This window comes from uncultured Ilumatobacter sp. (assembly GCF_963980585.1).
GTDB lineage: Bacteria > Actinomycetota > Acidimicrobiia > Acidimicrobiales > Ilumatobacteraceae > Ilumatobacter_A.
Window position 1 is genome coordinate 1 of sequence record NZ_CAXCAM010000023.1, and the last position, 25,639, is coordinate 25,639.

24 protein-coding genes are annotated in these 25,639 nt (G+C 64.3%); 9 read left to right on the forward strand and 15 right to left on the reverse strand.

Features of this window, described 5'->3' with window-relative positions; all coding sequences use genetic code 11:
• Positions 1 to 127: 127 nt before the first annotated feature.
• The gene (locus tag ACH2DW_RS08910) at positions 128 to 517 is read left to right on the forward strand and encodes a hypothetical protein (protein WP_394929387.1); all 390 of its coding nucleotides are present in this window, start codon (positions 128 to 130) and stop codon (positions 515 to 517) included.
• An 88-nt stretch (positions 518 to 605) separates the two neighbouring features.
• Here the strand turns inward: ACH2DW_RS08910 and ACH2DW_RS08915 are convergent, their stop codons facing one another.
• A complete protein-coding gene (locus ACH2DW_RS08915; RefSeq protein ID WP_394929388.1) occupies positions 606 to 2,459 on the reverse strand; it encodes a copper resistance CopC/CopD family protein in 1,854 nt (617 codons plus the stop codon).
• Positions 2,460 to 2,637: 178 nt separating this feature from the next.
• Positions 2,638 to 3,108: a hypothetical protein gene (locus tag ACH2DW_RS08920; protein WP_394929389.1), complete on the reverse strand. Its 471-nt coding sequence runs from the start codon at positions 3,106 to 3,108 to the stop codon at positions 2,638 to 2,640.
• An 82-nt stretch (positions 3,109 to 3,190) separates the two neighbouring features.
• Between ACH2DW_RS08920 and dnaX the strand changes: the two genes are divergently transcribed.
• The 3 genes from dnaX to ACH2DW_RS08935 all read left to right on the forward strand — a co-directional run bounded on the left by dnaX (position 3,191) and on the right by ACH2DW_RS08935 (position 6,217).
• Positions 3,191 to 5,311 carry a DNA polymerase III subunit gamma/tau gene (gene dnaX / locus ACH2DW_RS08925; RefSeq protein WP_394929390.1) on the forward strand — a complete coding sequence of 707 codons (2,121 nt, stop codon included), beginning with the start codon at positions 3,191 to 3,193 and terminating at the stop codon, positions 5,309 to 5,311.
• Positions 5,311 to 5,922, forward strand: a complete 612-nt coding sequence (recR, locus tag ACH2DW_RS08930; protein WP_394929391.1) for a recombination mediator RecR — start codon at positions 5,311 to 5,313, stop codon at positions 5,920 to 5,922. Before dnaX ends, recR begins: the two co-directional genes overlap by 1 nt.
• 100 nt (positions 5,923 to 6,022) lie before the next feature.
• Entirely contained in the window at positions 6,023 to 6,217 is a 195-nt protein-coding gene (locus ACH2DW_RS08935) for a hypothetical protein (protein WP_394929392.1), read from the forward strand.
• 12 nt (positions 6,218 to 6,229) lie between these two features.
• Here the strand turns inward: ACH2DW_RS08935 and ACH2DW_RS08940 are convergent, their stop codons facing one another.
• The 3 genes from ACH2DW_RS08940 to ACH2DW_RS08950 form a co-directional block, all read right to left on the reverse strand.
• On the reverse strand, positions 6,230 to 6,922 hold the full coding sequence (locus ACH2DW_RS08940) for a hypothetical protein (RefSeq protein ID WP_394929393.1): 693 nt from the start codon (positions 6,920 to 6,922) through the stop codon (positions 6,230 to 6,232).
• Between the two features lie 120 nt (positions 6,923 to 7,042).
• Positions 7,043 to 7,741 (reverse strand): M23 family metallopeptidase, encoded by a 699-nt coding sequence (locus ACH2DW_RS08945; protein WP_394929394.1) that lies wholly within the window; start codon positions 7,739 to 7,741, stop codon positions 7,043 to 7,045.
• A gap of 175 nt (positions 7,742 to 7,916) precedes the next feature.
• Complete coding sequence (locus ACH2DW_RS08950) at positions 7,917 to 8,573, reverse strand: M23 family metallopeptidase (RefSeq protein WP_394929395.1); 657 nt, start codon at positions 8,571 to 8,573, stop codon at positions 7,917 to 7,919.
• Here ACH2DW_RS08950 and ACH2DW_RS08955 point away from each other — a divergent pair.
• From ACH2DW_RS08955 to ACH2DW_RS08970, 4 genes are read left to right on the forward strand one after another with little or no spacing between them, the layout of a single operon-like run.
• Positions 8,572 to 9,573, forward strand: coding sequence for an NAD-dependent epimerase/dehydratase family protein (locus ACH2DW_RS08955; protein ID WP_394929396.1), 1,002 nt, complete (start codon positions 8,572 to 8,574; stop codon positions 9,571 to 9,573). The two genes, ACH2DW_RS08950 and ACH2DW_RS08955, sit on opposite strands and share 2 nt — an antisense overlap.
• Positions 9,573 to 10,328, forward strand: coding sequence for a hypothetical protein (locus ACH2DW_RS08960; RefSeq protein WP_394929397.1), 756 nt, complete (start codon positions 9,573 to 9,575; stop codon positions 10,326 to 10,328). The genes ACH2DW_RS08955 and ACH2DW_RS08960 overlap by 1 nt, the downstream gene beginning before the upstream one ends.
• Positions 10,328 to 11,188, forward strand: a complete 861-nt coding sequence (locus ACH2DW_RS08965) for an alpha/beta fold hydrolase (protein ID WP_394929398.1) — start codon at positions 10,328 to 10,330, stop codon at positions 11,186 to 11,188. The genes ACH2DW_RS08960 and ACH2DW_RS08965 overlap by 1 nt, the downstream gene beginning before the upstream one ends.
• A 5-nt stretch (positions 11,189 to 11,193) precedes the next feature.
• Positions 11,194 to 12,141: an NAD(P)/FAD-dependent oxidoreductase gene (locus ACH2DW_RS08970; protein WP_394929399.1), complete on the forward strand. Its 948-nt coding sequence runs from the start codon at positions 11,194 to 11,196 to the stop codon at positions 12,139 to 12,141.
• Between the two features lie 3 nt (positions 12,142 to 12,144).
• Here the strand turns inward: ACH2DW_RS08970 and ACH2DW_RS08975 are convergent, their stop codons facing one another.
• Genes ACH2DW_RS08975 through hemB form a run of 3 tightly spaced genes read right to left on the reverse strand, consistent with a single transcriptional unit; the run spans position 12,145 to position 15,331 of the window.
• Entirely contained in the window at positions 12,145 to 12,903 is a 759-nt protein-coding gene (locus tag ACH2DW_RS08975) for a hypothetical protein (protein WP_394929400.1), read from the reverse strand.
• A 44-nt stretch (positions 12,904 to 12,947) separates the two neighbouring features.
• Positions 12,948 to 14,309: a glutamate-1-semialdehyde 2,1-aminomutase gene (locus ACH2DW_RS08980; protein WP_394929401.1), complete on the reverse strand. Its 1,362-nt coding sequence runs from the start codon at positions 14,307 to 14,309 to the stop codon at positions 12,948 to 12,950.
• Between the two features lie 47 nt (positions 14,310 to 14,356).
• Entirely contained in the window at positions 14,357 to 15,331 is a 975-nt protein-coding gene (hemB, locus tag ACH2DW_RS08985; RefSeq protein WP_394929402.1) for a porphobilinogen synthase, read from the reverse strand.
• A 272-nt stretch (positions 15,332 to 15,603) separates the two neighbouring features.
• Between hemB and ACH2DW_RS08990 the strand changes: the two genes are divergently transcribed.
• The gene (locus ACH2DW_RS08990) at positions 15,604 to 16,839 is read left to right on the forward strand and encodes a hypothetical protein (RefSeq protein ID WP_394929403.1); all 1,236 of its coding nucleotides are present in this window, start codon (positions 15,604 to 15,606) and stop codon (positions 16,837 to 16,839) included.
• Between the two features lie 83 nt (positions 16,840 to 16,922).
• Here the strand turns inward: ACH2DW_RS08990 and ACH2DW_RS08995 are convergent, their stop codons facing one another.
• The 7 genes from ACH2DW_RS08995 to ACH2DW_RS09025 all read right to left on the reverse strand — a co-directional run bounded on the left by ACH2DW_RS08995 (position 16,923) and on the right by ACH2DW_RS09025 (position 25,606).
• Complete coding sequence (locus tag ACH2DW_RS08995) at positions 16,923 to 19,403, reverse strand: choice-of-anchor D domain-containing protein (protein ID WP_394929404.1); 2,481 nt, start codon at positions 19,401 to 19,403, stop codon at positions 16,923 to 16,925.
• Between the two features lie 86 nt (positions 19,404 to 19,489).
• Positions 19,490 to 20,269, reverse strand: coding sequence for a uroporphyrinogen-III synthase (locus ACH2DW_RS09000; protein ID WP_394929405.1), 780 nt, complete (start codon positions 20,267 to 20,269; stop codon positions 19,490 to 19,492).
• A gap of 21 nt (positions 20,270 to 20,290) precedes the next feature.
• On the reverse strand, positions 20,291 to 21,163 hold the full coding sequence (hemC, locus tag ACH2DW_RS09005; protein WP_394929406.1) for a hydroxymethylbilane synthase: 873 nt from the start codon (positions 21,161 to 21,163) through the stop codon (positions 20,291 to 20,293).
• A 19-nt stretch (positions 21,164 to 21,182) separates the two neighbouring features.
• Entirely contained in the window at positions 21,183 to 22,445 is a 1,263-nt protein-coding gene (locus tag ACH2DW_RS09010) for a glutamyl-tRNA reductase (protein WP_394929407.1), read from the reverse strand.
• A 12-nt stretch (positions 22,446 to 22,457) separates the two neighbouring features.
• Positions 22,458 to 23,177 (reverse strand): redox-sensing transcriptional repressor Rex, encoded by a 720-nt coding sequence (locus tag ACH2DW_RS09015; protein ID WP_394929408.1) that lies wholly within the window; start codon positions 23,175 to 23,177, stop codon positions 22,458 to 22,460.
• 124 nt (positions 23,178 to 23,301) lie between these two features.
• Entirely contained in the window at positions 23,302 to 24,810 is a 1,509-nt protein-coding gene (locus ACH2DW_RS09020; protein ID WP_394929409.1) for an AMP-binding protein, read from the reverse strand.
• 175 nt (positions 24,811 to 24,985) lie between these two features.
• Positions 24,986 to 25,606, reverse strand: coding sequence for a DNA-3-methyladenine glycosylase I (locus ACH2DW_RS09025; protein ID WP_394929410.1), 621 nt, complete (start codon positions 25,604 to 25,606; stop codon positions 24,986 to 24,988).
• Positions 25,607 to 25,639 lie beyond the last annotated feature (33 nt).

The following is a 25,639-nucleotide window of genomic DNA, read 5'->3' on the forward strand; positions in this document are numbered from 1 at the left end:
CGTTGGTGGTGGTGACGTTGGTGGTGGTGACGTTGGTGGTGGTGACGTTGGTGGTGGTGACGTTGGTGGTCGCGACGGCCGTGGCGGTGGTGGTGGTGTCGGTAGTGGTGACTTGCATTCGGTCGGTGTGGCGGCGGCATTCTCTGTCGCCCGGCGCGCTGAACTGCTCGCCGAGCTCGAGCCGCGCACGCACGATGCTCTTGTCGATCATCCATGGCGTGGCTGGGCCGTTGCGCAGGACGAACAGCGCGCGGCCGCGTCGACGAAGTCAGGGTCGGTGTCGACCCAAGGCGGCAGCCGTTGGAATGCCGGCAAGGATCTCTCGTTTGTGCCGCTGGCGATGGGCCTCGTCGCCGAGGTCACCTTCGGTCAGCTCGAGGGTGGCCGATTTCGCCACGGCGTGTCGTTTGTGCGGTGGCGGCCCGACATCGTCCCCGCCCAGTGTCGCTACGACCAGCTCGACGTCGCCGCGCCTGTCGACTTCCACGAGTTCATTGCGGCTGCATCCACTGGCTGACTGCGACGGTCGTGCTCAATGTCGCATGGCACCCGGGATCGAGCAGACAAGGGGTCCGATAAGGGGCCAGACAGAGATCAGGCGGACATCAACCGGCGACGGTGGTGGTGGTGGTGGTTTCGATCGGGACGAGGATCGGTTCGGGGATCGTGATCGACGTGGTCGGCGCGGTGCCATCGGCTGTTGCGATCGCGATGACGATGGGGTCGCTGCGCACCAAGCCTGCTCCGGTGTTGGCGTTGACCTGTAATTGCCAGTCGCCGGCGACCTCCATCGGGAGTCCGTTCGCTTCGCTTCGTACGGCCCGTCCTGCTCCGGTCAGCGGTACGGACTGCACGATTGCGCCGCTCACTCCGTCGACCGGCGGCGTGAAGACCACCTCGAGACCGATGATGCCATCGCCTGGCTCGTCGACGCGAACTTCGAGGCCGTTCAACCCGACTCGATCGTTGGTGAGCTTGACGGTGACGTCGAGGACAACGATCTCTTCGGCCTCGACCAGAACTCGCCGCTCGATCGCGTAGTCGATCGAGGGTTCGTTGTTGACGTTGACCGGAGTGAGTGCCAGCAACCAGGAACTTGCAAGCAGAACGACCAGACCGATCGCGGCTTCGACGCCGAACGCCCGTCGCAACCGGTCAGCCATCGGCACGGTCATTTCATGGGTCCGGGCCAGACGCTGTTGCGCGAACTGGCGGGCGGACAGACCGACGAACACCATCGCTGCGACCAACACAACCTTCAGCACGGTGACGCGGCCGTGGGCGTTGTTGAAGAGATTGCCGCCATCAAGGCGGAACATCTGCACCAGCCCGGTGCCGATGGTGACGACGATGGCAAGCACCGAGATGCGCGCGAAGCCGCGTACGGCGTGGACGAGGTCCTCCTCGCCGGGGCCGGACAGGATGACGCGTGCGAGCAAGATCACGCCGCCAACCCACACGGCCATCGCCAATGCGTGGGCAATGCCGAGCAGCACACCGAGCAGTACCAGTGGCCCGTCGACGCGGCCGACGCCGATCATCACGACCGCCAGCGCGGGGAGCCCGAGCGCGACAAGTTGGGTGACGGGGTCGATGACGCGATCAGGTCGGAACGCTGCCCAGGCAGCGGCAATGACAAAGACCAGTCGGAGGAGTGCGGCTCGGCCGGACCACCCGGCATCAAGCAGGTCCAGCCACGCAGCGGGGCTGAAGCCAGATCCCAGCGAGGAACCCGACACCGCTGCAGCTGCCGCTGACGTGAACAGCAACGTTCCGATCAGGGCAAGCACCCACGCTGAGCGGACGAATCGGACAGTGATCAGGTATTCGACGCCCTCTGGCCACGCCGCAGCGATCACGACGAGTGCACCAAAAACTGCTGCGATGCCGAGCGTCGACAACACCCGCCCGAGCCACAGCGGCCCCGTTCCGGTCTCGACGCTGTTCAGGTCGACGATCGCCGAGTCGGATGCATCAGTGCTTCCGGTGGTCGATGCCGGCGTTCCTTCGCCGGCGCCTGCCAATGTGGTCGTCGTGTCGTTGCCTGTGTCGGCAATGCTGGTCGTCGGCGCCGGGTCCACCTCGATCGAGAAGGAGATCTGGCCGCTGCCATTCGGCTCGTCGTCGCTGTCGCTGACCGTCCAGGTTGCGACGCACAGACCCTGGGGAAGACCGGGGGCCGGGATCTCGACCGTCATCGTTCTCGCGTTACCGCTCAAAGTGGGCCGCGGCACCAGGTATGGCTCGGTGTTGCACTCGACCGAGACGACGCGCAGTTCGCCGACTTCCTCGGTGAAATTGAAGACGATTTCGCTGGGCGACGTCGTGAGGGTCGCACCGTCGGCAGGCTCAGAGGTAATGATCTCGTTGTCGGCGAGGGCAGTTCCCGGCGCAAGGCCGAATGCTCCGACGAAGGCGATCAGGACGAACGCGAGTCCGAGCCGGACGGAGCGCCCCAAGCGAGACGCCACAGGCTGCCGCGAAACGGTGGCGGCTTGGGCCAGATTGGACCGGGCCGACCGTCGTCGGCCAAGGAGAACAGGTGTGTGCTCGTTCACAGTGTGCCGAGGCTACTGCCAGCCCACAGCCAAGGGCGTGAGGCACGCGCTGAGCGTGGCCGCCCGAACGCGTCGGCTCTCATGCCGGAGCGACGCGACAGGCCAAAATGTCCATCTCCGTGGCCAAATCATCGCGCCCGAGGGTGAGTTCGAGGATGGTGGTTTGGAGCGCACCGAACTGTTCCGTGTCGCTGGACGGAATGACGGCGAGGCTGGTCCATGCCGCGGCTTGGTCAGCGGTGTTTTGTACGAACGCTCGGTGATCGTCGTCGAGGTCGTCCGGTGACCGCAATGCTCGGGCCGCCTCAGCTTGCCGAGTGAGCACGTCAGCAACCGAGCGGGCAAAGCTGGCCACGCCGGCTTGGTCGAGCGGATCAGCAATTGCCGACCGTTCCGCATTGCTCGCAACGCAGATCGCAGCGAGTTCAGCTCGGTAGGCGGAAGCGTCAACGGCTGGTGCGGCTTCGCTTGCGCAGCCCGCCGTCATCACGATCGACGCACTCATGGCAAGTATCGCTGCAGCTCGACTCAGTCGGCCAAGAGATGACATCACCCCTACTGTAGGACTGGTCAGGGGTCAGGTGTCCACACCGTCGATGGCGCTGCGCCCGCGAACCTCTATCGTGACCGCAATGGCCACCCAGTCGCTGTACCGCCGCTATCGGCCCCGCCGCTTCAGTGAGGTTCGGGGTCAAGACCACGTCGTCAAGGCGCTGCGCACCTCCGTCGCCGAAGGACGCGAAGGCCAGGCGTATCTCTTCTCGGGTCCCCGCGGCACCGGGAAGACCACCTCGGCACGCATTCTTGCCAAGGTGCTCAACTGCACCGATGTCCAAGACGGTGAGCCGTGTTGCGAGTGCGAGTCGTGCCTGTCGGTCGAGCGCGGCACCAGCTATGACGTGCACGAACTTGATGCGGCGAGCAACAACGGCGTCGACTCGATGCGCGATCTGATCGACAAGGCATCACTTGGCACGCCCGGGCGGCACAAGGTGTACATCCTCGACGAGGTGCACATGCTGACCAAGCCCGCCGAGGCCGCGTTGTTGAAGACGCTCGAGGAACCGCCACCGCACGTGGTGTTCGTGCTGGCAACGACCGACCCGCAAAAGATGTCCGACACGATTCGGAGCCGCACGCAACACCTGCAGTTCCATCTGCTTCCTGCCGACACGTTGCAGCAGCACGTCCGGTGGGTGGCCGACGATGCGGGCCTCGTCGTTTCCGACGCGGCGATTCAACAGGTGCTGGCCCAGGGCGCCGGGTCAGCACGCGACGCGCTGTCTGCACTCGAATTGGTGGCCAACACCGGTGGCGAGGGCGCTGAAACCGTGCCCATCGAGGAGTTCGTCGAGGCGATGATCGAACGCGACCCCGGTCGGGCGCTGAAGATGGCAGCCGGAGCAATCGGTTTGGGTCGCGATCCGCGCACCTTGACCGAGGAACTGATTGGGTTCCTGCGCAACGGGTTCTTGTCGATCATGGCATCCGACCTGGTGCAGCTGCCGTCCGATCGGGTGGCAGCGCTGTCGGAACAGTCGCAGCGGCTCGGTGCTGCGGGCCTCGTGCGCGGCATCGAACAACTCGGTGAGGCGTTGACCGAGATGCGTCACGCTCCCGACCCGCGGGTCCTCCTCGATGTGGCGATCGTCAAGCTCACGTCCGATTCGGCAGCATCCGGTGATGCGGGTGCAGCCATCGGCGCGCTGACTGCGCGCGTCGCGAAGCTCGAGCAGCAACTTGCCGGGGCGCCGGCTGCGACTCCCAGACAGGCTGCTGCCCAAGCCACACCGGCCGCTGCCCAAGCCACACCGGCTGCTGCCGAGCTCGAGCCCGAGCCCGAGCCCGAGCCCACTGTCGTCGAGGCGCCGCGCGACGAAGCGACCGGCCGCGCCACGCTCGGGGGACGAGTCCAGCGATCACAGTCCGCTGCGAAGACCACTGCAGCAACGTCGAAAGACCAGGCAGCGCCGGCTGCGGTCGCACGCGAGCCGGAGCCAGCACCATCGCAGGCGGCGGCCAGGTCTGAACCGGCGGCGGTAGCTGCGTCGAATAGTGCTGCGATGAATCAGTCGATGTGGGATGACACGATCAAGCCCGGCCTGCGTGGCATGACTCGTGCAGTGTTCTCACCCGCGACCTACGTTTCGAATACCGACACGGTCCTGACGCTGTCGCTGCCCAACCCTGTACATCGCGACAAGTGCGAGCAGCATCGAGCTGCGGTTGAGCAGGCACTCACCTCCGCTGTTGGCGGTCCGGTCTCGATCGAACTCGTTCTTGCCGGTGGCGGTGGCGGTGGCGGTGGCGAATCACCCGATTCCGGTGGCGGCCCGTCCAGCGATCCGGCAACAGCTAGTGCGCCCCCTCGGTCAGCCGAGCCGACGACTCCAGCAGCACCGCCCGCGAACGAACCGCCAATGGATCCGGGACACCCTGCCGCTGATCCCCAGGCTGATTCGGTGATGGTCGACGACGGCGACATGCCGGTCGAAGATTCACCTCGTCAGCGATCTGAGTCGCCGCGCCGCGCAGCCGAACGCAAGGCGGCCGAGGCGCAGGCCAGCGGCACCCCCCTCCAAGTTGACGAAGATGTGCCTGCAGCGTCCGAGGCCGAGATTCACGTGCTGCCCGAAGACCACGAGGTCGACCTCACTGAATTGGTCGATGCCCCGCCTGAAACCGTGAAGACGCCCATCGATCGACTCGCTGAGGCATTCCCCGGTTCCGAACTCGTTACCGAGACGTACTGATGGCCTCAACGACGTACACCGCTCCCGTCCAGGCACTGATCGATGAATTCGGCCGGCTGCCTGGCATCGGTCCAAAATCGGCTCAGCGAATCGCGTTTCACCTTCTGAAGGTCCCCGAGGACGACGTCACACGCCTCGCGCATGCCATCACCGATGCCAAGGCCCGAGTTCGATTCTGCGAACGCTGCTTCAACGTCGCCGACGACACCTTGTGTCCCATCTGCACCGATGACGGACGCGACAGTCATGTCCTGTGCGTCGTCGAGGAATCGCGTGACGTCGTGGCCATCGAAAAGACCGGCGAGTTCCGCGGGCGCTACCACGTGTTGCTCGGCGCGATGTCGCCGCTGGAAGGCATCGGGCCTGAGCAGTTGAAGATTCGCGAGCTCGTTGCTCGGCTCGATCCCGAAGGGATCACCGAAGTCATCTTGTGCACGAACCCCAATACCGAGGGTGAAGTCACGGCCATGTATCTCGGACGGCTGCTCAAGCCACTCGGGCTCAACGTGACCCGCATTGCGAGTGGGCTGCCCGTGGGCGGTGACTTGGAGTACGCCGACGAGCTCACGCTCGGACGCGCCCTCGAGGGCCGCCGTTCCGTCGACGAGTAACTGTCCGCATCAGAACATCGCCCTGAAACTCGCAGGGCATGCCCTGTCGCTCGGCAACACCGGCCTGGTGTTCTGGGCAACCGGGCAGGGTCTCAAGGTCTTGGCAGGCCATAACGAACTCATCGGAGTGCGCATGCGCGCCCATGCCAGCGCCGGCGATCTTGCCGGTGTCCGCCAGGAATGGGAGTCGTACGAACGGGTCATCGTTGGCGATGCCTGGTCGGACGGAGAACCTGCACCCAAGCTCCTCGCGCTGCGACACGAATTGCTGACTCCGCGTCGAGGTGGAAGGTGAGGTTGGAGCGATTCAGCTCGCGGCTTCGGCCGCGATCCAGGTGTCCAGCACGGGGCTGGACTCAAAGCTCGTGATGAGTGCGTAGCGCGACTCGGCGCCCGGGTGCACAACGACATGCCAGAGGCGTTGCGTGTCGACGATGAAGCGAGCGCCCTTGTGCAACGGGACGCGGACCTCGGTCGATGCATCAGGAAGACCGTCGGCGTCGTTGTCCATCAAGATCATGTAGCTGTCTGGGTTGTCCGTCAACTCAACCCACGTTCGCACGACCCAACCCTCGTCATCGGGGTTGAAGCGGTTGTTGTCATCGCGGTGCAGGCTTCGGATCGCCGACTCACGATCCTGCGGCTCAAGCTTGATGGCGCGCACCCGCCCGAAGTTGGCGCCCACGCCGTCGACATAGTTCTTGATGCTCGGCGCCACATCGGCATTCGACGTCCACACCGCGTCCTTGTCGGTCTTGCCCTTGTCCCAAAATCCGCGGCAGTCGAGTTCCCCGTCGGCCGTGGCGATCGGCGCGAAGTTCGTATCGCCACCCGACTTCCAGTCCATGTACTCGAGCGCGAGATACTCGGACTCGGGAACGTCAAAGTCGGCATCTTTCAAGATAACGACGCCGGTCTCGGCGAGCACGTCGAGACGCGAGTGTGCGGTCTCGAGCGGAATCTTCACGCTCCAGTGTTCGGAATTCGGCCAGAAGCTCATTTCCATAGCCTACGAACCTCTGACCGCGCGTCGGGTGCAACCGGCTGGGACCTTGGTCATGGATTTGCCACGTCCATCTCCGGGCTGCGCCGGCGGCGTGGGGCGAGACACTGTTGTGGATCAGTCGTAGAACGTGCAGTTGGGGTGGCGAACCAGCAGCGGTCGAGGATCTTGAGCAACGTTGCCTGGCCGGTACTCGAAGTGCAGGTGATAGTTGCTGTCGCTGTTCGCGCCTGATGTGCCGGTATTGCCGACCGTGCCGATCACACTGCCCTGCTGCACGATGTCGCCCTCCGCGAGGCCTTCTGCATGAGAGCCCATATGGAAATACTTGTAGGTGACATCGGTCGTTTCGTCGTACAACGTCCAGCCATGACCGGCCCCGTAGGTGAGTCCGCGATCCACGTACTTCTTGGTCAGGCGACCGGTGACAACGGCAAACAGGTCTGCACCGCGGTTCCCGGAGATGTCGAGACCCTCGTGGCGACGCGAACAGTTGCTGCCCCGGCAGTCGCCGAAGTTGTCGCTGATCCAGCAGTCTCCCGGGAGGGCATCGATTGGGAACATGATCTGGCCGTCGGCAACCGGTGGAAGCGTCGTTGTTGTGGTTGTCGTGGTCTGAGGAATCCGAACAGCGGGTTGGAGTTCGCTGTTCTGCAGCGGGCCAGCACTTCCGTTGAAAACGCCGGGGAGTGATGCGTTCGCCACCTGGCTGGCAGCGACGAGGCCTGCGACCGCGCCCAGCGAGGCCGTGATCATCCGGCGTCGAGAGAGTCGGTGCTGCTCTTCGCCGAGAGGGAGGTCGGTGGGATCGTTCATCAGGGATTCGTCAAGTCGCATCACGTCGACTGGCGAATCCAGACGGCACAACGGCGATATCACTACTTCGGCACGTCTGGGGGACGGCTTGAGCGCATTATATGACGAAAAGCGCAACCGTTTCGTCACCCAACCGTAACTTTTGGTGATGGAGCCCGTTCGGGAGCGGCGCCAATTAGGTCGCGCACGCCGTCGGCGCACGGAGCGTGACACCGTGCGGGAACCACAGCCGAGGCACCGGGTCGATGATCGTCGCCCGGCTTGGCGTCAGGCTGTCTTGCCAAATCTCGAAGTGGAGGTGGCTCCAGACCGTGTTCCCAGTATTTCCCATCGTGCCGATGACTTGGCCTGCTGTCACCGGATCACCCTCTTTGAGCGACGACTCGTAGCTGTCGAGATGGTGATAGCGGTAGTAGGTACCGATCCCATCACGCAAAATGCGCGTAAGGCCGCCCGTGCTGAACGCCTCGTCTTTGTGCACCACACCGTCGACGCAGGCCAAGAGCGGCCTTCCCCGACCACTGACCTTGTCGTTACCGATGTCGACGCCATTGTGACTGCAGGGACCATTCGCCGTACTTCGGCCACCGAAGTTGTTTAGGCACACCAGCGTTCCATAGATCGGGTTGGCGTCGACCGGAAACGTCAATTTGTCGGTGATGGCCAAGCGGACAGCCGGTTTAGTCGCAGCCCCTGGCCGCATCACCGCACTACTGAGCGCAGCAACCCGATCGGCGCTGCCAAACAGTTGGCTGGCGCCCGCCAACGTGACCGCTGCGCCCAGCGCTGAACCAATCAACTGGCGGCGGGTCGGAGTATCTTCAAGAGTCATGGCAGGGCGGCGAGTCTTCGTGAGTGGTGTGGGTGGCGAACTCGGCACTTTGGTGGCCAATCTCCTCGAAAATGAGCCGTGGGTGGGTTCGCTGTCCGGTATTGACGCAGATCCTCCGCGTCGTCGTCTGCAGCGTACGACGTTCCACCGGATTTCTCCAGACGACCACGACACCATTGTCGACACCGTCACCAAGTTCAACCCCCATGTGCTGGTCCATGTCGGCGTCTGGGAGCCGGACGCTCGTGCCGCCCCGCGGGTGGCCGCTGCGCTGACCGATCAAGCCGCCGTCTCTGTGCTCGGAGCCGCTGCCGAGTGCCGGGCGCTCGACAGCATCATCGTTCGCAGTGGCATCGAGATCTACGGCCGCGGCCCCGGATCGCTCACCCGTCCGGACGAAGACGCACCATTGCGCCCGACGAGTGAATGGGGCCGCACCGTTGCCGACATCGAGCGCACGGCTGCCAACGTCGCCGAACGCGTCGGGGTCACCGTTGGTGCTGTGCGTCTCGCCTCAGTACTCGGACCGCACGTGCCCTCCCCACTTGGCCGTTTGCTCCGCCAGCCGGTGGTGCCCTTCCATGCAACCACCGACCCACCCTTTGCCGTCATCGAGCACCGTGACGCAGCCCGCGCCATCGTTGCTGCTGCCCGCAACCAATTGTCGAGCCCGGTCAACGTGGTCGCCCCCGGCGCGATCACCTGCCTCCACGCCATCCGTCGCGGCCAACGCATTCCGCTGCCGTTGTTCGGACCCCAGTGGTGGTTTGCTCGCCAACTCTCGCACATCACCGGCGCACCCATCCCTGACCATGTCAGCGAAGCACTGACCCGTGGCCGCCTTGCCGACAACGGACGGATGCAAGCACTGCTCGGCATGACACCCGATACGAGCACCACCGAGGTCATCGACCACCTGTATCGATGGCCCAGAGTCATTCGCAAGCAGGCTCGGGTGCCCGCCGCCGAACAGATCACACCGGACGAAGTGAGCGCCTGATGCCCGCACCCAACCCCTCATCAAACTCTCCACTCGGTAGCGTCGTCGACTTTCCGACGAAGCGGGTCGCGGCGGTCGCCTCTGAGGGCGCAACAATGTTTCACCGCGTGACCGACGAGCCAGCAGGTCATGTCGACAACTGGGGTCGCGATGCGGGGTTGTTCCGCACGGTCACGATGCTGTCCGAGATCCGCTGGTCCGTGTCGACGGGCGGCGATCAGCGCCTCCCCACCCGTAAGGGCGCACTCATCGTTGTCAATGCCCGTCGCTTCGCGCTCGCCGCGGTCTACAGCGCGTTTGCGATCAGCCGCGCCGTCGACCGGCCGGTTCGGTTCGTCGGCCGACCGGACGGCGGCCCCGTTGGTGCACTGGCTCAGCGACTCGGCGGCCTGCTCGATCATCCCGACGAGGTCGCTGGCGCACTCCGGGCAGGCGAACTGGTCGTGTGTTCTGCGAGCGCCACCACTCGCCCCCGCGATGTCGGCACCATCGACCACGCCCTGATCGGTGCGGCGATCCGATCCAACGTCGACGTGTTCCCCGCCGCCACCACGAGCTCGCCGTTTGGACGCCGAGCCCGTATCGAGATCGGAGACGCCACGCGCCAGCGGCAACGCCGACGCGGACCGCTCGCCGAAGTCGAACTCGCCGATCACGTCGCCGACGACCTCACATTGCTGCTCACCGAAATGGGCGAGATGACGACCGGGACCCCGCTCGACTGGCTGCCGCTCAGCGGGCTCGGAGGAAACTGATGACCTACGTCCGTGCATCTGACGGGACCCGCATTCACTACCGAGTCACCGGGCGTCCTGGCGCTCCCCCGATCTTGTTCATCCAGGGTCTGGGTGCCGACAAGAACGGATGGAACCTCCAGCGGATCGCGTCGGCCCCGTCCTACCAAGCCGTCGCCCTCGACAATCGGGGCGCAGGCCGCAGCGACAAACCGCACGGCGAGTACTCGCTCGAACAGATGGCTCACGATGCCGTCACTGTCCTCGATCACGCTGGCGTCGAGACCGCACACGTCGTCGGAGCATCAATGGGCGGCGCGATTAGCCAAATCCTCGCCGTGAAGTATCCCGAACGGCTCCGCTCACTCACGCTCGCCTGCACTGCTGGCCAGAACCATCCGTGGCGCGAAGAGCTGCTGGCAAGCTGGCGCGATGCGGCGCTGGAGCGTGGAATCGGCTCGATGGGCCACGATGCCGCTCGCTGGGTCATCGGCCCACGCTCGTTCCGCCGACTCTTGCCAGCAATGGGCTGGCTTGGACCGCTTGCGCTCGGGCGACCGTCGCACGCATTCGCCGCACAGGTCGACGCCATCATGAACGTCGACACGTCGTATGCGGGCGAACTCGAAAACGTGACCGTGCCGACACTGGTCGTCGTGGGCAATCAGGACATCCTGACGCCGCGAGGCGACAGCGAAGAACTCGCCGATCGAATCCCCACGGCAGAACTTGCCGTGATCAGCGGCGCTGCTCACGGACTGATGATCGAGCACGCTCGTTCCTTCAATCGCGTTCTCTTCGACTTCCTCGGCCGGGCCGAGGACGCGCATCGCGAACGCACCGCCGAAGTGGCCCCCGAGGCCACTGCTGCGGCAAGCTGACGCTCGTGCGTATCATCATCATCGGAGCCGGCCTTGCGGGACTGATCGCAGCGCGCGAACTCGATGCCGCGGGCGCTGACGTGCTGGTCCTCGATAAGGGCCGCTCGCCCGGTGGCCGTCTTGCCACACGCCGAGTCGGCGGCGCAACACTCGACCATGGCGCCCAGTTCTTCACCGTGCGGTCCCCTGCATTCGCCAAGACGGTCGACGATTGGCTCGCACGCGGGCTCGTGCACGCGTGGAACCACGGCTTCGATGATGGCGATGGCGATAGCCACCCGCGCTACGTCGCCACCGGCGGAATGAACTCACTCGCCAAGGATCTGGCAGTTGGCCTTGATATCCGCTGCTCCACCATGGCGTTCGCTGTACGACGCGACGCCGACAGCGGCGATGTGTCTGTTGCGATTGACGACGGCACCTCGTTCGAGGCCGACGCCGTGATCGTCACTGCGCCGCTCCCCCAGGCCTTCGCCTTGATGATCGACGGCGGCATCGAGCTCGACGAGACCCTGTTCCGAACTGACTACGACCGCACCATCGGCTTACTCGTCCGACTCGACCAGGCTCCTGACCTCCCTCCGTCGGGTGGAATTCAGAACGCTGACGACGTATTCAGTTTCATCGGCGACAACGCCTCGAAGGGCGTCAGCCTCGAACCCGCCGTTACGTTCCATGCCAACCCGACGTGGAGCGAGGCTCACTGGGACGACGACAACGACGAGCTCGTCAAGCAGCTCGCCGTCGCAGCGCACCCATGGCTCGGTGACGCGACGATCGTCGAGCATTCCTTGAAGAAATGGCGCCTCGCCACACCACGATCGATCTGGCCGGATCCGTGCTGGACCACAGCGGATGGCAAAGTGATCATGGCCGGTGACGCGTTCGCCGGACCCAAGGTCGAAGGCGCCCACAACTCGGGGCTCGCCGCAGCACACACACTGCTCGCCTAACTGTCAGTCGTCGGCAGGGCTGCCGGTCACGTTGCCGGTCGATTCTTCGAGCGTGGTCGGCACTTCGACGACGCCGTCGTTCTCGTCAATCTCGTCGCCCGGAATCAGTTCACCATCGATGACCGGCACATCAATCAGCGGCTGGGTCGTCGTGGTGACCACGACGCGATCCTCACCGGCGCAGCGGACACGGAGGACCCGTTGTGTTGCGACGTCGATCACCGTCGTGCTGCCCGGCCCAAAGCGGCGCAGGAAGTCACTGAAGCTGACGATGTCCTCGCCTTCACAGCGACGTTCGATGACCGGCGGGTACTTGATCTGCCAGCCACTCGCGAACAGTGCATAACCATCTTCGAGATCGACGATCGGCCCGAGTTCGACGGTGTTCCGCTCAGCCTTGGGCTCCACAGAAAACCAAACGACGGCGTCACCAAGCAGGTCGACGAACACCACGCAGCTGCTGATCGATGACAGTCGGCAATTGACCTCGCCCGGTGTGCCCGGGGCAACGCGCATGACCTTACGATTCTGGAGGGTGAAGTCAACGAACCCGCGAGTCAGGCCATCCTGACCGATCGTGAAATCGTCAGAGGTCTCGGTGATGAAGACTCCAGCGATCAGGTCGACGCGATGCTCAGGGATCTCAGGTTCGAGCACTGCGGCAAGTTGGTCGTCGTCAGCGATGACTGCGTTGGCGATCAACGCCAGCCCTGCCAGCGTTGCTACTGCTGCCAGGAATCGCCAAGTGAACAGCTGCCTCACCGCCGCCAACGTAGCGGCGGTCGCGCCAGCGGTGGCGTCACCCCTTAACCAGTGAGCGCAGCCACCGCGGTCCGCGCGGCCACCGCTGTCTTCGCAACGATCGCATCAAGCACATCGTCGGTGTGACCCACTCCGACAAAGATCGCTTCGTACGCTCCAGGCGCCATCGCGACACCTTCAGCGAGCATTGCTTGGAAGAACGCTGCATATGCAGCTTCGTCGGTGCGCTTCGCGTCGTCGAAGTTCTGGACCGACCCCGCCGCCGATCCGCAGACCATGCCCATCAGCGTGCCGACCACCGGGAACGACGCAACGAAACCTTCCGATACACAGGCATCGCGCATTCCGGCCGCGAGGTGACGGGCGCGCGCCATCAACTCCATGTAGACGTCATCGGTGAGTTGCCCGAGCGCAGCCAGCCCCGCTGCCGTGGCGAGTGGATTCCCCGACAACGTCCCGGCATGAAACACCGGACCAAGCGGCGACAGACGCTCCATGATGTCGGCGCGACCACCAATCGATCCGATCGGCAGTCCACCGCCGATCACTTTGCCGAAGCATGTGATGTCGGGGCGCACGTCGTACTTTGCCTGCGCACCGCCTGACCCGAGCCGGAAACCGGTGATCACCTCGTCGAAAATCAACAGAGCGCCGACGCGGTCACACTCAGCGCGCAGGCCACTCAGGAAGCCAGGGACCGGCGCGACAACGCCCATGTTGGCCGCGACCGGCTCGACGATGACCGCCGCGACCTGGTCGTCGAGCTCGGGGACAATGTTGTACGGCACCACCATCGTCTCAGCGACGGCACCGTTCGGAACCCCTGCAGTGCCAGGGAGCCCGAGCGTCGCCACGCCACTACCACCGGCAACGAGGAGTGCGTCGGTCGCCCCGTGAAAGTTGCCGGCGAACGTGACAATTCGATCGCGGCCGGTGACACCGCGCGCCAGGCGCACCGCGGTGCTTGTGGCCTCGGTGCCCGAGTTCATCAAGCGCACCCGTTCACAGCTCGGCACACGCTCGCTGATCGCCTCTGCGAGCTTCATCTCACGTGGCGTCGGCGCGCCATATGACGTCCCATCGCCGACAGCCGCTGTGACTGCCTGTGTGATGGCGGGATGCGCATGCCCGAGGATCACTGCGCCGTAGCTCTGGACCAGATCGAAATAGGTGGTTCCTTCGACGTCGGTGATCGTCGCACCGTTGGCACGTGCGACCACGTAAGGCTCTCCGCCGACCGCCTTGAATGCACGGATCGACGAGTTCACGCCACCAGGGATCGCTCGCTTCGATCGGTCGAACATCTCGGCATTTGACGCGACACCAGCACCGACGCAGACCGTCGGGGTGCAGCCAGCCGCCGCGCATCGCGTGGCATCGCAGGGTGGGATGAGGGTGTCGACCATGTTGCTCCTATCGGGCGGTCACTCGGCGCGGTGCACCGACTGAGCGACTACTGGTGCTGTTCAGCGAACCAGCGGGTGAAGTACGTGAGAATGATGTTTGCACCGGCGCGTTTGATCGCAGTGAGGTGTTCGAGAGCGACGGCATCTCCGTCGATCCAACCGTTCTGAGCGGCGGCATGGATCATCGCGTATTCGCCCGACACGTGATACGCGGCGACAGGAAGGTCGACGCGCGCAGCAGCCTCGGCAATCACATCGAGATACGCCAATGCCGGCTTGACCATGATCATGTCGGCACCTTCAGCGATGTCGAGATCAATCTCGCGTTGGGCCTCGCGGACGTTGCGATAGTCCTGCTGGTAACCGCGCCGATCGCCGCCATCGGCGATCTCGACGTCGACCGCATCGCGAAACGGCCCGTACAGGCCGCTTGCGTACTTGGCGGCGTAGGCAAGTATCGCCACTTCGCTGAACTGCTCCGCGTCGAGCGCCGTGCGAATCGCCGCAACTTGGCCGTCCATCATCCCGCTCGGAGCCACCACCTGCGAGCCTGCCCGGGCTTGCGCCAGCGCGGCCTGTACATAGAGGTCAAGAGTGGCGTCATTGTCGACGCTGCCGTGTTCGTCGACAATGCCGCAATGTCCGTGGTCGGTGTACTCGTCGACGCACAGATCCGTCATCACCACGACGTCATCGCCCACCTCGGCACGAAGGTCTCCGAGGGCCAGCTGCACAATGCCATTCGGGTCAGAGGCGCCACTCCCGACGGCATCTTTCTCAGACGGCACCCCGAAGAGAATCACCGACTTCACCCCCAGTTGGGCGAGACCGGACACCTCGGCACGAAGGGATTCGCGGGTGTGTTGCACGACGCCGGGCAGCGAGTCAATCGGTACCGGTTGGTCGATTCCCTCGCGCACGAACAGCGGAGCGATCAGATCGTCGACGCGGACGTGCGTTTCCGCCATCAGTTCGCGCATCGCGGCAGTTCGTCGAAGGCGGCGCGGTCGGATCGTCGTCACCTCTCTAGCCTACGAGACCGCGTCCATCCATGTTTCCACCACGTCACCCCCCGCCCCAGAAAATGACAGACCAGCGTCGCTGACCGACGATTTTCCGGCACATTTCGGTTGCGGCATCGATCACGCCCGAAACTTGTGGCATGAAGGTCGCTCTGCGACGCTGATCCCACATTTTTTGGACGGTCGTGAGTGCGATGGACGGAGGGGCAGCCGATGATCTTGCCCGGCGGGATGCCCAACGCAGCGGCAAGTCAGCCAGTACCTTGACGGGCGTGTCAGTGCAGACGTGGTTCTCCAGCGGTGAGATGGTTGCCCAACCGGGCGCGCAGTTGACGCTGCCGTTGTCGATACAGAACCTGCGTCAGTCAGCCGAGTCGTACACGGTCGTGCCCGCCGGTCTGTCTGCAAGCTGGACCGCGATCGAACGCAGCAGCATCACCCTGTTCGGCGGATCGCAGGACGTGGTCGACGTCGTGGTCACACCACCCGAAGTCCCCACGACATCGGCGGGCCCGACCGTTATTGCCGTGCGTGTCATTCCACTCAGCGAACCCGATGACACTGTGGTCGCCGAGATCGTGCTCGCGATTCAGCCATTCGACGATCGGCGCATCGTCAGCTTGCAGCCGGTGCAGCGCGCTCGGCATCGCGCGACGTACGAGTTCATGGTCGAGAACCACGGCAATGAGCTCGCCAGTTGTCGTCTCAAGCTCGTCGACACCAGCGAACGAGTCGATGGACTATTCGATCCCCCGGCGGTCGGCGTCGCGCCCGGCGGGGCCAGCCTGGTGCGATTCAAGGCCAAAGCTCGGCGCGGGTTCTTTCGGCGCGCAACTCGTACGCTCGATTTCGAGGTCGAAGCGGAGCAGCAGGGGCACGACCCCGCCATCGCATCGATGTCGCTCGTTCAGCCCCCCACCATCCCCGGGGCAGCGATCGTCCGCGCGCTCACAATTGCAGCACTTCTTGGCGGCCTGGCTGCCGCCTGGTTCGGCGTCATTCGACCCGAGATTCGCGACGCCGCGACCGACCTCGTCGACGAACGAATTGCTGAGCTCACTCCCGCACCCGTCGACGGCGCCACCCCCGCCCCCGCCACCACCGCAGTCGACAGCGACGAGGCGGCAGTTGAGACGGTGACCGCTGATGACGGTGACGGTGAGCCGTCGTTCATTCGTCTGACCGTCGATGCTCCGATCCTCGGCACGGCCGACGCCTCCCAGCCCATTGGCGAGGGCATCACGTTCGACCTCACCGATATTCGAGTCGAGAATTCACTCAACGACACCGGCATCGCCCAACTGTTCATCAACGGCGTGCAGGTGTACCAGTGGTCGTTGTCGAACATCCGAGGGCAGTACTTCGAGCCGCGCATCACCCCCATTCGGCTTCAGCCCGGCGACAACCTGACCTTCTCGGTGAAGTGCGACGCCAAGGGTGCCACCTCGACTGCCGATACGTGTTCCACGCGCATCAACATCGGCGGCCGAACCCGCCCTGCCCTATAGCACCTCACGATTGACCCGAGTCGGCTGCCGCCAACGAGCGGTACATCCTCAAGGGTTCGGGTGACGCCGGGATCTGACGCCAGTCAGCCGAGGCCAAAGCCAGGCAGACCAACGTGCTGTTCGGTCTCGGCAACGACGTCGATCTGAGTGACAGCGGCAACACCCTCTGACGACTGCACCACGATCTGGCGATCACCACCGAATTCGTTCGGGTCGACAGGAACCGACACGAAGAAATCACCGTTCTCGTTGGTGACCATGTCGATCTCAATCGGCTGTCCTTGGCCATCGGCATAGGTGATCACCAACGGCATTCCGGCCGGGTAGGCCGACCCAGCGAGAAGGAACAGCTCACCGGCACGCACCTCGGACCCGAACGTGGCAAGAATCGGCTCAAAAACTGCGTCGCCAGCGATGATGACGGACGATGACTGGCCCTCTGGGGTGAACACTTCGATGAGCGCTGTGCGTCGGCCGCTGTCTGTTGGCGTGAACGTGACGCCGATGGCGCAGTTCGCTCGCGGGTTCAGCGGGCGATCCACGCAATTCGACGAGGTGACAGCAAAGTCACCGGCGTGCGCGCCCTGGATTTCGACTCGTTCGATCGAAGTTGGGACGAGTGCGATGTTGCCGACGTCGAAGAGGAACTCGGGTGCCGATTCGCCAACGAGGATTTCGCCGGGGATATCTGCACCGCCGGGGTACAGCTGCAGAGCGGGTTCGCCGCCGCCGCCGCCCAACCGTGAGCTGACCGACACCGCTTCGAAGCCTTCTTCGGCAATAGTGAGCGTGGCGTTGACGGCGGCTTCTGAGGTGGGCGTGAACGTGAACTGCACTTTGCAATCAGAGCCCGCCGGGACGAGCGTTCCGATGACGCACGTGCTGTTCTGGGCGTCGATGGTGAAGCGGGCATCGTCAATGGTCACGATTGCGGGATCGAATGCCGAAGGGCCCTCGTTGACGAGGCCGACAAACCAGCCAGTACTTTCGAGGCCAACCACGGTGGTTCCGACGTCAGCGTCGGGGAGTGAGAGACGTGGGGGTGAAGACAGCGCGACGACTTGACGGCCGGCCGGAGCGCCTTCGACGAGCAGATCAGACGCAGCGAGAGTGTCGAACACGGTGATGCGGCCCGAGTCACTGAGTTGCGGGTGCGAATGGGCACCGATCGTTGGACGAACGCCGTCGATAGCGACAGTGATGCGGCGCAAATCGCTCTGACCTTCGTCAGCGACGAGGATGTCGCCATCGCCGACCTCGCCACTTCCTGGCGCTTCGAGGAGCTGCAGGTTGGGCGCCTTCGAGACAAACGCGAGGACGTGGCCATCGGCACTGAGCGTGGGCTGCGTGGAAGCACCGCTGCCGACGACCGGAGCACTTGAGCCATCCGAGCCGGGTTCGACACTGATGATTTCCAGCTCAGTTGCACCGGGCTCGTCGAAATCATCGTCGGCGTCGACGTCACGGTCGAGTCGATAGATCTGCGATGGGCAATCGTCAACACAGAGCGGGAAGACTGCCGGGACGAGACCTTGGTCAGGAGATGAGAAGGCGACCACCCGGCCATCGCGGGAGAGCGCTGGCTCGGCGGCACCGGCTGTGCTTGGCTTACCCGACGGCAGGGCCGAAACCAGCTGCACTGCGGCGAACGGATCGGCTTCGAGCCGATTCCACACGAAGACCTGCTTGGTCGCAGCGCCACCATCAGCTGGGCCCGTACCCCAGACCGGAACGCCCTCTGCTGATGCTGCGTCAGACCGGTATGCGACCTGTCGGCCGTCGTCAGAGAGTGCGGGCTGATCGATGCCTGTGTGTACGAAGGTGGTGTTTGGCCGGTCGCGAGGAGTGCCGGCTACGACTTCGGAGCGACGCGGGTCGGTCGGGGGAACGGCCAGGTCAATCACGGTGATCGTCGTGACGTTGGGGGCTTCAAAGAGCCGTTCGTCGGGGTGGACGTACGCGATCTCGGCACCGGAACGCGACACGGCTGGAGTCTGATTCGGATCGACATCGTCGCGAGCAAGTGAGCTGCCATCGGCGCGTGCAGATACGAGTTCCCAGTTGCCGATCGCTCCGTCACAATGTGGGAGGACCGAGCGGTAGACGTCCCACCGGGCACCGGCGTCGTCATCGCGGAAGACATCAAGTGCCATCTCAGAAATCATCACGACACTGCAGCCGTCGCCGGAGATCACGGGGCGGACTGAGTTGCCTGGCCGGAGACCGTTCGGAATCGGTGAGAGTTCGATCGTGGAATTGTCGACGCGACTCGAGAGATAGATCGTGCTACCTCGCGGGTCGACCTGCGGCTCAACAGGCTCAACATTTCCCTCCAGCTCTTCAGGCAGCGGCGGCTGCTGTGGTGCGCCTTGGTACACCACAAATTGCCCGTCGCCAGACACTGATGGGTTCGAGCCGAGCGTGTCGCCGACCGAAGAGGCGGCAGTGCCGAGCGGAGCAACTTCGACCTGTTCGAGGACGACGACCGGCCGCGCGAGAACACTCGAGGCGCTCGTGCTCAAAATGAGCCCTGCCCCGAGCACAGTTGCTACTGCTGAAGCCATTGTTCGGCTTCTGCTGCGTGCAGCCACAAGGCTCCTCACTGACTGGTCGATCCGGGAAAGATTACTGCATTGCTTGCCAACATTGGTTATCTCCGGCCCTCCGCTTGATGGCGAATGACCTGATGAACAACTTCGTCGACAAGACCTTCAAGAGAGTGATCGGCGGCAACCCCGTCGACCTTGAGCCCATTCTCCTGTGCTCTCTCAGCGGTTGACGGGCCGATGGCCACAACGATCGGCGGTTGGTGAACCCCGAAGGCGTTGACCCACCCTGCAGCGGCAGAACCACTTGCCAGTACAAGTACGTCGGCGCCGTCGATCGCAGCGACGTCGGGTTCGACGAGCACTGTCGCGTAGGCCGTGACCGAAGTAACGTCGTGCCCGGCCATGGACAACTGGCTCCCGAGCGCGTCGCCAGCGATGTCAGCTTGAGCGACAAGGATCGTGGCGGGTTCGGCACAACGCTTGATCAGCTCCTCGGCCAACACCGCAGCAAGCTGGCGGTGCGGGACCAGGTCAACCGGCCGGCCGGCGAGCGCTGCCAAGCGCTGCTCGGTCGCGGTGCCCACTGCGGCGAGTCGGATCTGCGGGTGGAGTGCTGCGACCTTGCCGACGCGCTCGGCGCCCGCAGGCGAGGTGACCACGAGCCACGAGTACCGGTCGAGCCGGTCGAACTCACGTTGGAGCGCCGCTCCGTGATCGGGCGGGTCGGTCACGACGATGAGCGGAACGTGGACCACGTCGGCGCCGCGCTCGGCCAGCATTCGTCCGAGTTCGCCGGGCCGTTCGCGGGTGACCAGCACCCGACAACCAGCGAGTTCCCCGATCGATGCCGAGCCTTCGCCACTGTCCGGTCCGGCCGTCATGTCAGCTCCGACGAATGTGGATCATGAGACGGCGCCATGCGCGCTGGCCGCAGCGGCACGGGCGAGATCGACATCGGCCTCGACAGCGCCGCTCAATTCGATCTGATCGCTGACTGACACACCAGAGTCGAGGTTGGCCAGGAACGTACGCAGGACCCCGTCGACGACATGGCCACCAACGGGAAGCGAGCAGCCCGATCCGAGTTCGGCAAGAAACGCTCGCTCAACTTCAACGTCATGACGCGTCACCGCATGATCGATCATCGCGAGCGCTGCGATGGTGGCCGCATCGTCCGAACGGCACTCGATGGCCACGCACCCCTGTCCCACGGCTGGAACGAACTCGTCGATCCCCAGTGTCTCGGTGAGGCGATCGGTCATCTCCAGGATCTGCAAGGCGGCGACGGCCATCACGATTGCCCCGCCGTCGGGGATCTTCGAGAGCCGGGTGTCGATGTTGCCGCGCAGCTCGGCGAACGCAAGGTCGGGGCGGACGCGGCGCAGCTGCGCTCGGCGCCGGACCGAGCCCGACGCGACTGTCGCTCCTTCGGCCAAGTCGCCCAGGGTGGAACCAATCAGCGCGTCGCGCGGGTCGCGGCGCTCGGTGAACGCAGCAATCGTCAGACCGTCGGCAGGAGCGGACGGCAGGTCCTTGGCCGAGTGCGCGGCCAAGTCGGCTCGGCCATCGAGCACAGCCAGCTGGACTTCTTTGACGAACACGCCTTGGCCGCCCATCGTGTGCAGGGGGACGTCGACGCGAATGTCGCCGGTGGTGTTGACCTCGACCAGCTCCACTTCACGGCCGGTAGCGGCGCGCAAGGCGGCGGCGGCTGCAGAGGATTGAGCGAGTGCTTGACGCGATGCTCGCGTCGCGATGCGCAGTGGCGTGGACATGCCAGTATCTCGAACGGTGTCAGCTCAGGTCGAACAGGTCGCGTACCGCAGCGGCGTTGCGATCGCCCTGCGGCGTACCGGCCTGGCCTTTGAGACGCACCGATGGCTCGTGCAACAGCTTCGCAATGATTGCCTTTGTCAAGGCTTCGACGGCGCCACGGCCGCTCTCGTCAAGGCCGTTGAGGCGATTGGCGAATCGATCGAGCTCACCAGACCGCACACGCTCGGCAGCCTCGTGCATCGACGCAACGAGCGGAGCGGCTTGGCGCGCCGTGGACTCGACGGCAAAGTCTTCGACCTCTTCGTTGACGATGGCACGCACACGATCAGCTTCACCGGCGCGATGCGCCAGGCCACGGTCTGCCCATGCACTCAGGTCATCGAGGTCGAAGACCGTGACACCCGAAAGCGCGCCGACATCTGGCTCGACGTCGCGGGGCATGCCGATGTCAACAATGTGAAGCGAGCCGGCGCCAGAGCCCGTGCGGGCACGAGCAACCAGGTCGGCGGTGATGACCGGATCTCCGGCACCAGTGCCCGCCACAACAACATCTGCGACGGCAACGACGTCGGCGAGCTGCTCGAACCCGACCGTCTTGCCGTCGACTCGCGCTGCCAAGGCGGCGCCGCGCTCGGGTGACCGGTTGACGACGGTGATCGTGGCGCCGCCGGCACGATGCAGCGCGACAGCGACACCTTCACCCATGGAGCCGGCACCGATGACGGCAACCCGTTTGCCCGCCAGGTCGCCGATAACGTCGGTGATCATCTCGACAGCAGCGTGACTGATTGAAGCCGTACCCCGGCTGATGCCCGTTTCGCTGCGAGCTCGCTTGCCCGCCTCGATCGACGAACGGAACAGCAGGTTGAGGCTGGTTCGCGCCGCGCCTTCGAGCTGTGCGGTTTCCCAGGCGGTACGGACCTGGCCAAGAATCTCGCCTTCGCCAAGCACGACCGAGTCGAGACCAGCAGCAACCTCGAACAGGTGCGTCACTGCGGCGGAGTCGTGCTGGCTGTAGAGGTGCGGCGTCAGTTCATCAACCGACAGGTCGCTGATCTCGCAGAGGAAGTCACGGACATCGCCGTAGGCGCCATGGAAGAGCTCTGCAACGACATAGACCTCGGTGCGGTTGCAGGTGGACAGGACCACTGCTTCGCGAATGTTGTCGCGCTGCGCGAGCCCCGCGACGGCCTTGCCCAGAGTGTCGGGTGCAAGCGTCAAGCGTTCGAGTAGCGCGACTGGGCTACTCCGGTGATTGACGCCGATGACGAGGATGGACATGTGCAGACAACCTTAGGCGCTTGCGCCCCGGCGCGACTCGCCCGGAATCGAAAGCCCTGACAAGGATTGCACGCCAGAACCTTGCGCTGCATTGATCCGACGTTGTTCGTGATAGGCGAGGATTTGGAGCTCAACGGCGAGGTCGACCTTGCCGACGCTGATGCCGTGCGGAACGTTGATGACCGTCGGAGTGAAGTTCAAGATGCTGGTCACGCCAGCAGCAACGAGCGAATCGGCGGCATCCTGGGCCGCCGCGCCGGGGGTGGCGATCACGCCGATCGAGATGTTGCGGGCCTGGACGACCTGCTTGATCTCATCGAGGTGCCGGACTCGCACGCCGCCGACGACCGATCCGACCTTGGCGTCGTCGATGTCGACGATGCCACCGACCGGGAAACCGCGGTCGCCGAAACCGTTGTAGCCGGCGAGGGCTTGGCCCAGGTTGCCGGCCCCGACGATGACGACGGGCCAATCATGAGTGAGACCAAGCTCGCGACGAATCTGGTACACGAGAAATTCGACGTCGTACCCGACTCCACGCGTGCCGTAGCTGCCGAGGTAGCTCAGGTCCTTGCGGACCTTGGCAGCATTGACGCCGGCGAGTTCGGCAAGTTCCTCCGATGACATGTTTCCAACGCCGATATCGAACTGCTCACCGAGGATGCGCAGGTACACCGGAAGCCGGGCAACAGTTGCCTCGGGAATTCGGCGTCGTGATCGCTGAACGGCCATGCAAGAGACACGCTAAACGTTTGTGCACGTTTTCACAAAGCCAGCTCGGAACCAGCGTGTGAGGTTCGTCACCCGGTGCAGGTCGTCTTTTCCTGCGGTCAGGCGAGGCGCGTGTTGCGCGCGGTCAGGAAACAGAGAGTGCGTCGTCGAGGCGACGCCTGACGAGCTTGCCGGTGGTGTTTCGTGGCAACTCGTCGACGAACATCACCTTCGACGGGCACTTGTAGCGCGCGACGTGACCGAGACAGAACTCGATGAGCGTCTCTTCGTCCACATCGGCATCGTGACGCACGACGACAAAGGCCTTGACCGCCTCGCCGGTATGCGGGTGAGGCACGCCGACAACTCCTGCCTCATGCACGTCGGGGTGCATCGTCAACACACCTTCGACCTCGGCCGGGTACACGTTGAAGCCGGACACGATGACGAGATCCTTGGCACGATCGACGAGGTAGAGGAAGCCGTCGTCATCGGCAACCGCCATGTCACCCGTCTGGAGCCACCCGTCAGGCGAGAGCACCACGGCAGTCGCCGGGTCATCGCCGTAGTAGCCCGGAAAGACGTTGTCACCACGGACCCAGATTTCGCCGATGTCACCGACGAGGACGTCATGGCCGTCGGTGTTGATCAGACGGATCTCGACCCCGTCGAATGCGCGGCCAACCGAGCCGGGCCGGATCGGCGCGCCGAGCGACGTGGTGACCGTCGCAGATGTTTCGGTCAGGCCATATCCCTCGGCGACCTCGACGCCAAAGCGGTCGCGCATTGCGTGGAATGTGGCAACCGGCAGCTTCGAAGCACCAGACAGAGCCACGCGCACTGACGTAAACGTGTCAGCAGGGAGTTCGTCGAAGTGCGTGAACGCCGTCCACATCGCTGGAGCGCCCGGCACGACCGTGACCTGCCGGCCCGAAATCGACTCGGCCGCGGTGTGCGGGTCGAAGCGCTGCACGAGCATCACGGTGGCGCCGACCGCCAGGCCAGTTGTCATCACGATGTTGAGCCCGAAGATGTGGAAGAGCGGGAGCACGCCGTAAATCAGGTCGCTCGGCTGCAGGACGTCGGTGGCTTTGCTCTGTTCGATGTTCGCGTGGTTGTTGCCGTGGGTGAGGCGGGCGGCGCGAGGTAGGCCAGCGGTACCGCTGGTGAAAATGAGTGCAGCGTCGTCGTCGGACGCGACCTCGGCGATCGGAACAGGGTCGGCCGTGAGCAGCTCATCGACCGACTGCGTTCCCTCCGGTCCGGATCCGTGTTCGGAGCTGATGACCGTGGCGACGGTCGGGACTTGCGAGCGATCGACGTTCGCCCATGTGCCAGCGCTCAACTTCTCGATGACAACCACTTTGGCCCCAACAGCCGCTATCTCGGTCTCAAGTTCCGGTGCGGGGCTGAGCGGGTTGAGTGGGACGGCGACAGCACCGAGGCCCACCGTGGCGAAGTAGGTGATGACGAAGTGGCGACCGTTGCCACACAGCAGCGCGACTCGGTCGCCGCGCCCGACACCGATCGAGGCGAGACCCCCGCGGAGGTGGTTGATCTGGTCACGAAGTTCGCCGTACGTCGTTGTTCGATTCCGGCTGATCAGGGCCACCGAGTCTGCGGCATGGCCGTCGAGGACGTGAGCGATGTTCATCGAGGTTTCCTGTTTTCTCAGAGCCGGACCAGCGAAATGATTCCCGAGACGAGAATCACCAGGAGGAGGAGTCCGAGGGCAAGAGTGGTCGCTGGCCGCATCGGATCATCGTACCGAATGGTCGGCGCCACGACCCGGAGTCCCAACAGCGCAGATCCTCCGCCACCCGGCGTGGTCAGTCGGCTGGCCGAAGCGTGCGACCGGTCAGGAACGCCGCTCGTTCTGCTGCACAAGCATCGTGTGCGAAACACGACGTCTCGTGATCGTTGCTGAGCCCCTCTGATTGCATGAACGCGTAGGCAGTTGTCGGGCCGAAGAACTTCCAGCCTCGCCGCTTCAGGTCTTTGGCAAGTGCAGCGGATCGCTCGGTCTTGGCCGGGATGGCGCCGTCGAGCTCGCGGTGGGGCGTCGTGACCGCCCACTCCCACACCCAGTCGACGAGCGACCCTTCGACCTCGGCCAGTTCGACGGCGCGCTGCGCGTTGTTGATCGTCGCCTCGATCTTGCCTCGGTGCCGGATGATGCCCGCGTCATCGAGCAGTCGTTCGACATCGTCGGTTCCGAACTCCGCCACTGCCCGGTAGTCGAAGTCGGCAAACACTTCACGGAAACGGGGACGCTTGAGCAGGATCGTGAGCCAGCTCAGGCCCGACTGGAAACCTTCGAGGCAGATCTTCTCGAACAGACGGTATTCGTCCGTTGTCGGCCGGCCCCACTCGGCATCGTGGTACTCCAGATAGGTGTCGTTCCCCGTGGGCCAGCCGCACCGCACAGATTCGGAACTCGTTGCGTTCATCGTGACGAAGCGTGCCAGTTCACTGCCGGGTAC

Excerpts from the sequence above, each read along its gene's own strand:
- ACH2DW_RS08995 (WP_394929404.1), bottom strand. The coding sequence starts at position 19,403 with ATGGCTTCAGCAGTAGCAACTGTGCTCGGGGCAGGGCTCATTTTGAGC.
- ACH2DW_RS09010 (WP_394929407.1), bottom strand. The coding sequence starts at position 22,445 with ATGTCCATCCTCGTCATCGGCGTCAATCACCGGAGTAGCCCAGTCGCG.
- recR (WP_394929391.1), top strand. The coding sequence starts at position 5,311 with ATGGCCTCAACGACGTACACCGCTCCCGTCCAGGCACTGATCGATGAA.
- ACH2DW_RS08950 (WP_394929395.1), bottom strand. The coding sequence starts at position 8,573 with ATGACTCTTGAAGATACTCCGACCCGCCGCCAGTTGATTGGTTCAGCG.
- ACH2DW_RS09025 (WP_394929410.1), bottom strand. The coding sequence starts at position 25,606 with ATGAACGCAACGAGTTCCGAATCTGTGCGGTGCGGCTGGCCCACGGGG.
- ACH2DW_RS09000 (WP_394929405.1), bottom strand. The coding sequence starts at position 20,269 with ATGACGGCCGGACCGGACAGTGGCGAAGGCTCGGCATCGATCGGGGAA.
- ACH2DW_RS08965 (WP_394929398.1), top strand. The coding sequence starts at position 10,328 with ATGACCTACGTCCGTGCATCTGACGGGACCCGCATTCACTACCGAGTC.
- ACH2DW_RS08960 (WP_394929397.1), top strand. The coding sequence starts at position 9,573 with ATGCCCGCACCCAACCCCTCATCAAACTCTCCACTCGGTAGCGTCGTC.
- ACH2DW_RS09015 (WP_394929408.1), bottom strand. The coding sequence starts at position 23,177 with ATGGCCGTTCAGCGATCACGACGCCGAATTCCCGAGGCAACTGTTGCC.
- ACH2DW_RS08955 (WP_394929396.1), top strand. The coding sequence starts at position 8,572 with ATGGCAGGGCGGCGAGTCTTCGTGAGTGGTGTGGGTGGCGAACTCGGC.
- ACH2DW_RS09020 (WP_394929409.1), bottom strand. The coding sequence starts at position 24,810 with ATGAACATCGCTCACGTCCTCGACGGCCATGCCGCAGACTCGGTGGCC.
- ACH2DW_RS08940 (WP_394929393.1), bottom strand. The coding sequence starts at position 6,922 with ATGAGCTTCTGGCCGAATTCCGAACACTGGAGCGTGAAGATTCCGCTC.
- ACH2DW_RS08980 (WP_394929401.1), bottom strand. The coding sequence starts at position 14,309 with ATGGTCGACACCCTCATCCCACCCTGCGATGCCACGCGATGCGCGGCG.
- hemC (WP_394929406.1), bottom strand. The coding sequence starts at position 21,163 with ATGTCCACGCCACTGCGCATCGCGACGCGAGCATCGCGTCAAGCACTC.
- ACH2DW_RS08920 (WP_394929389.1), bottom strand. The coding sequence starts at position 3,108 with ATGTCATCTCTTGGCCGACTGAGTCGAGCTGCAGCGATACTTGCCATG.
- dnaX (WP_394929390.1), top strand. The coding sequence starts at position 3,191 with ATGGCCACCCAGTCGCTGTACCGCCGCTATCGGCCCCGCCGCTTCAGT.
- ACH2DW_RS08945 (WP_394929394.1), bottom strand. The coding sequence starts at position 7,741 with ATGAACGATCCCACCGACCTCCCTCTCGGCGAAGAGCAGCACCGACTC.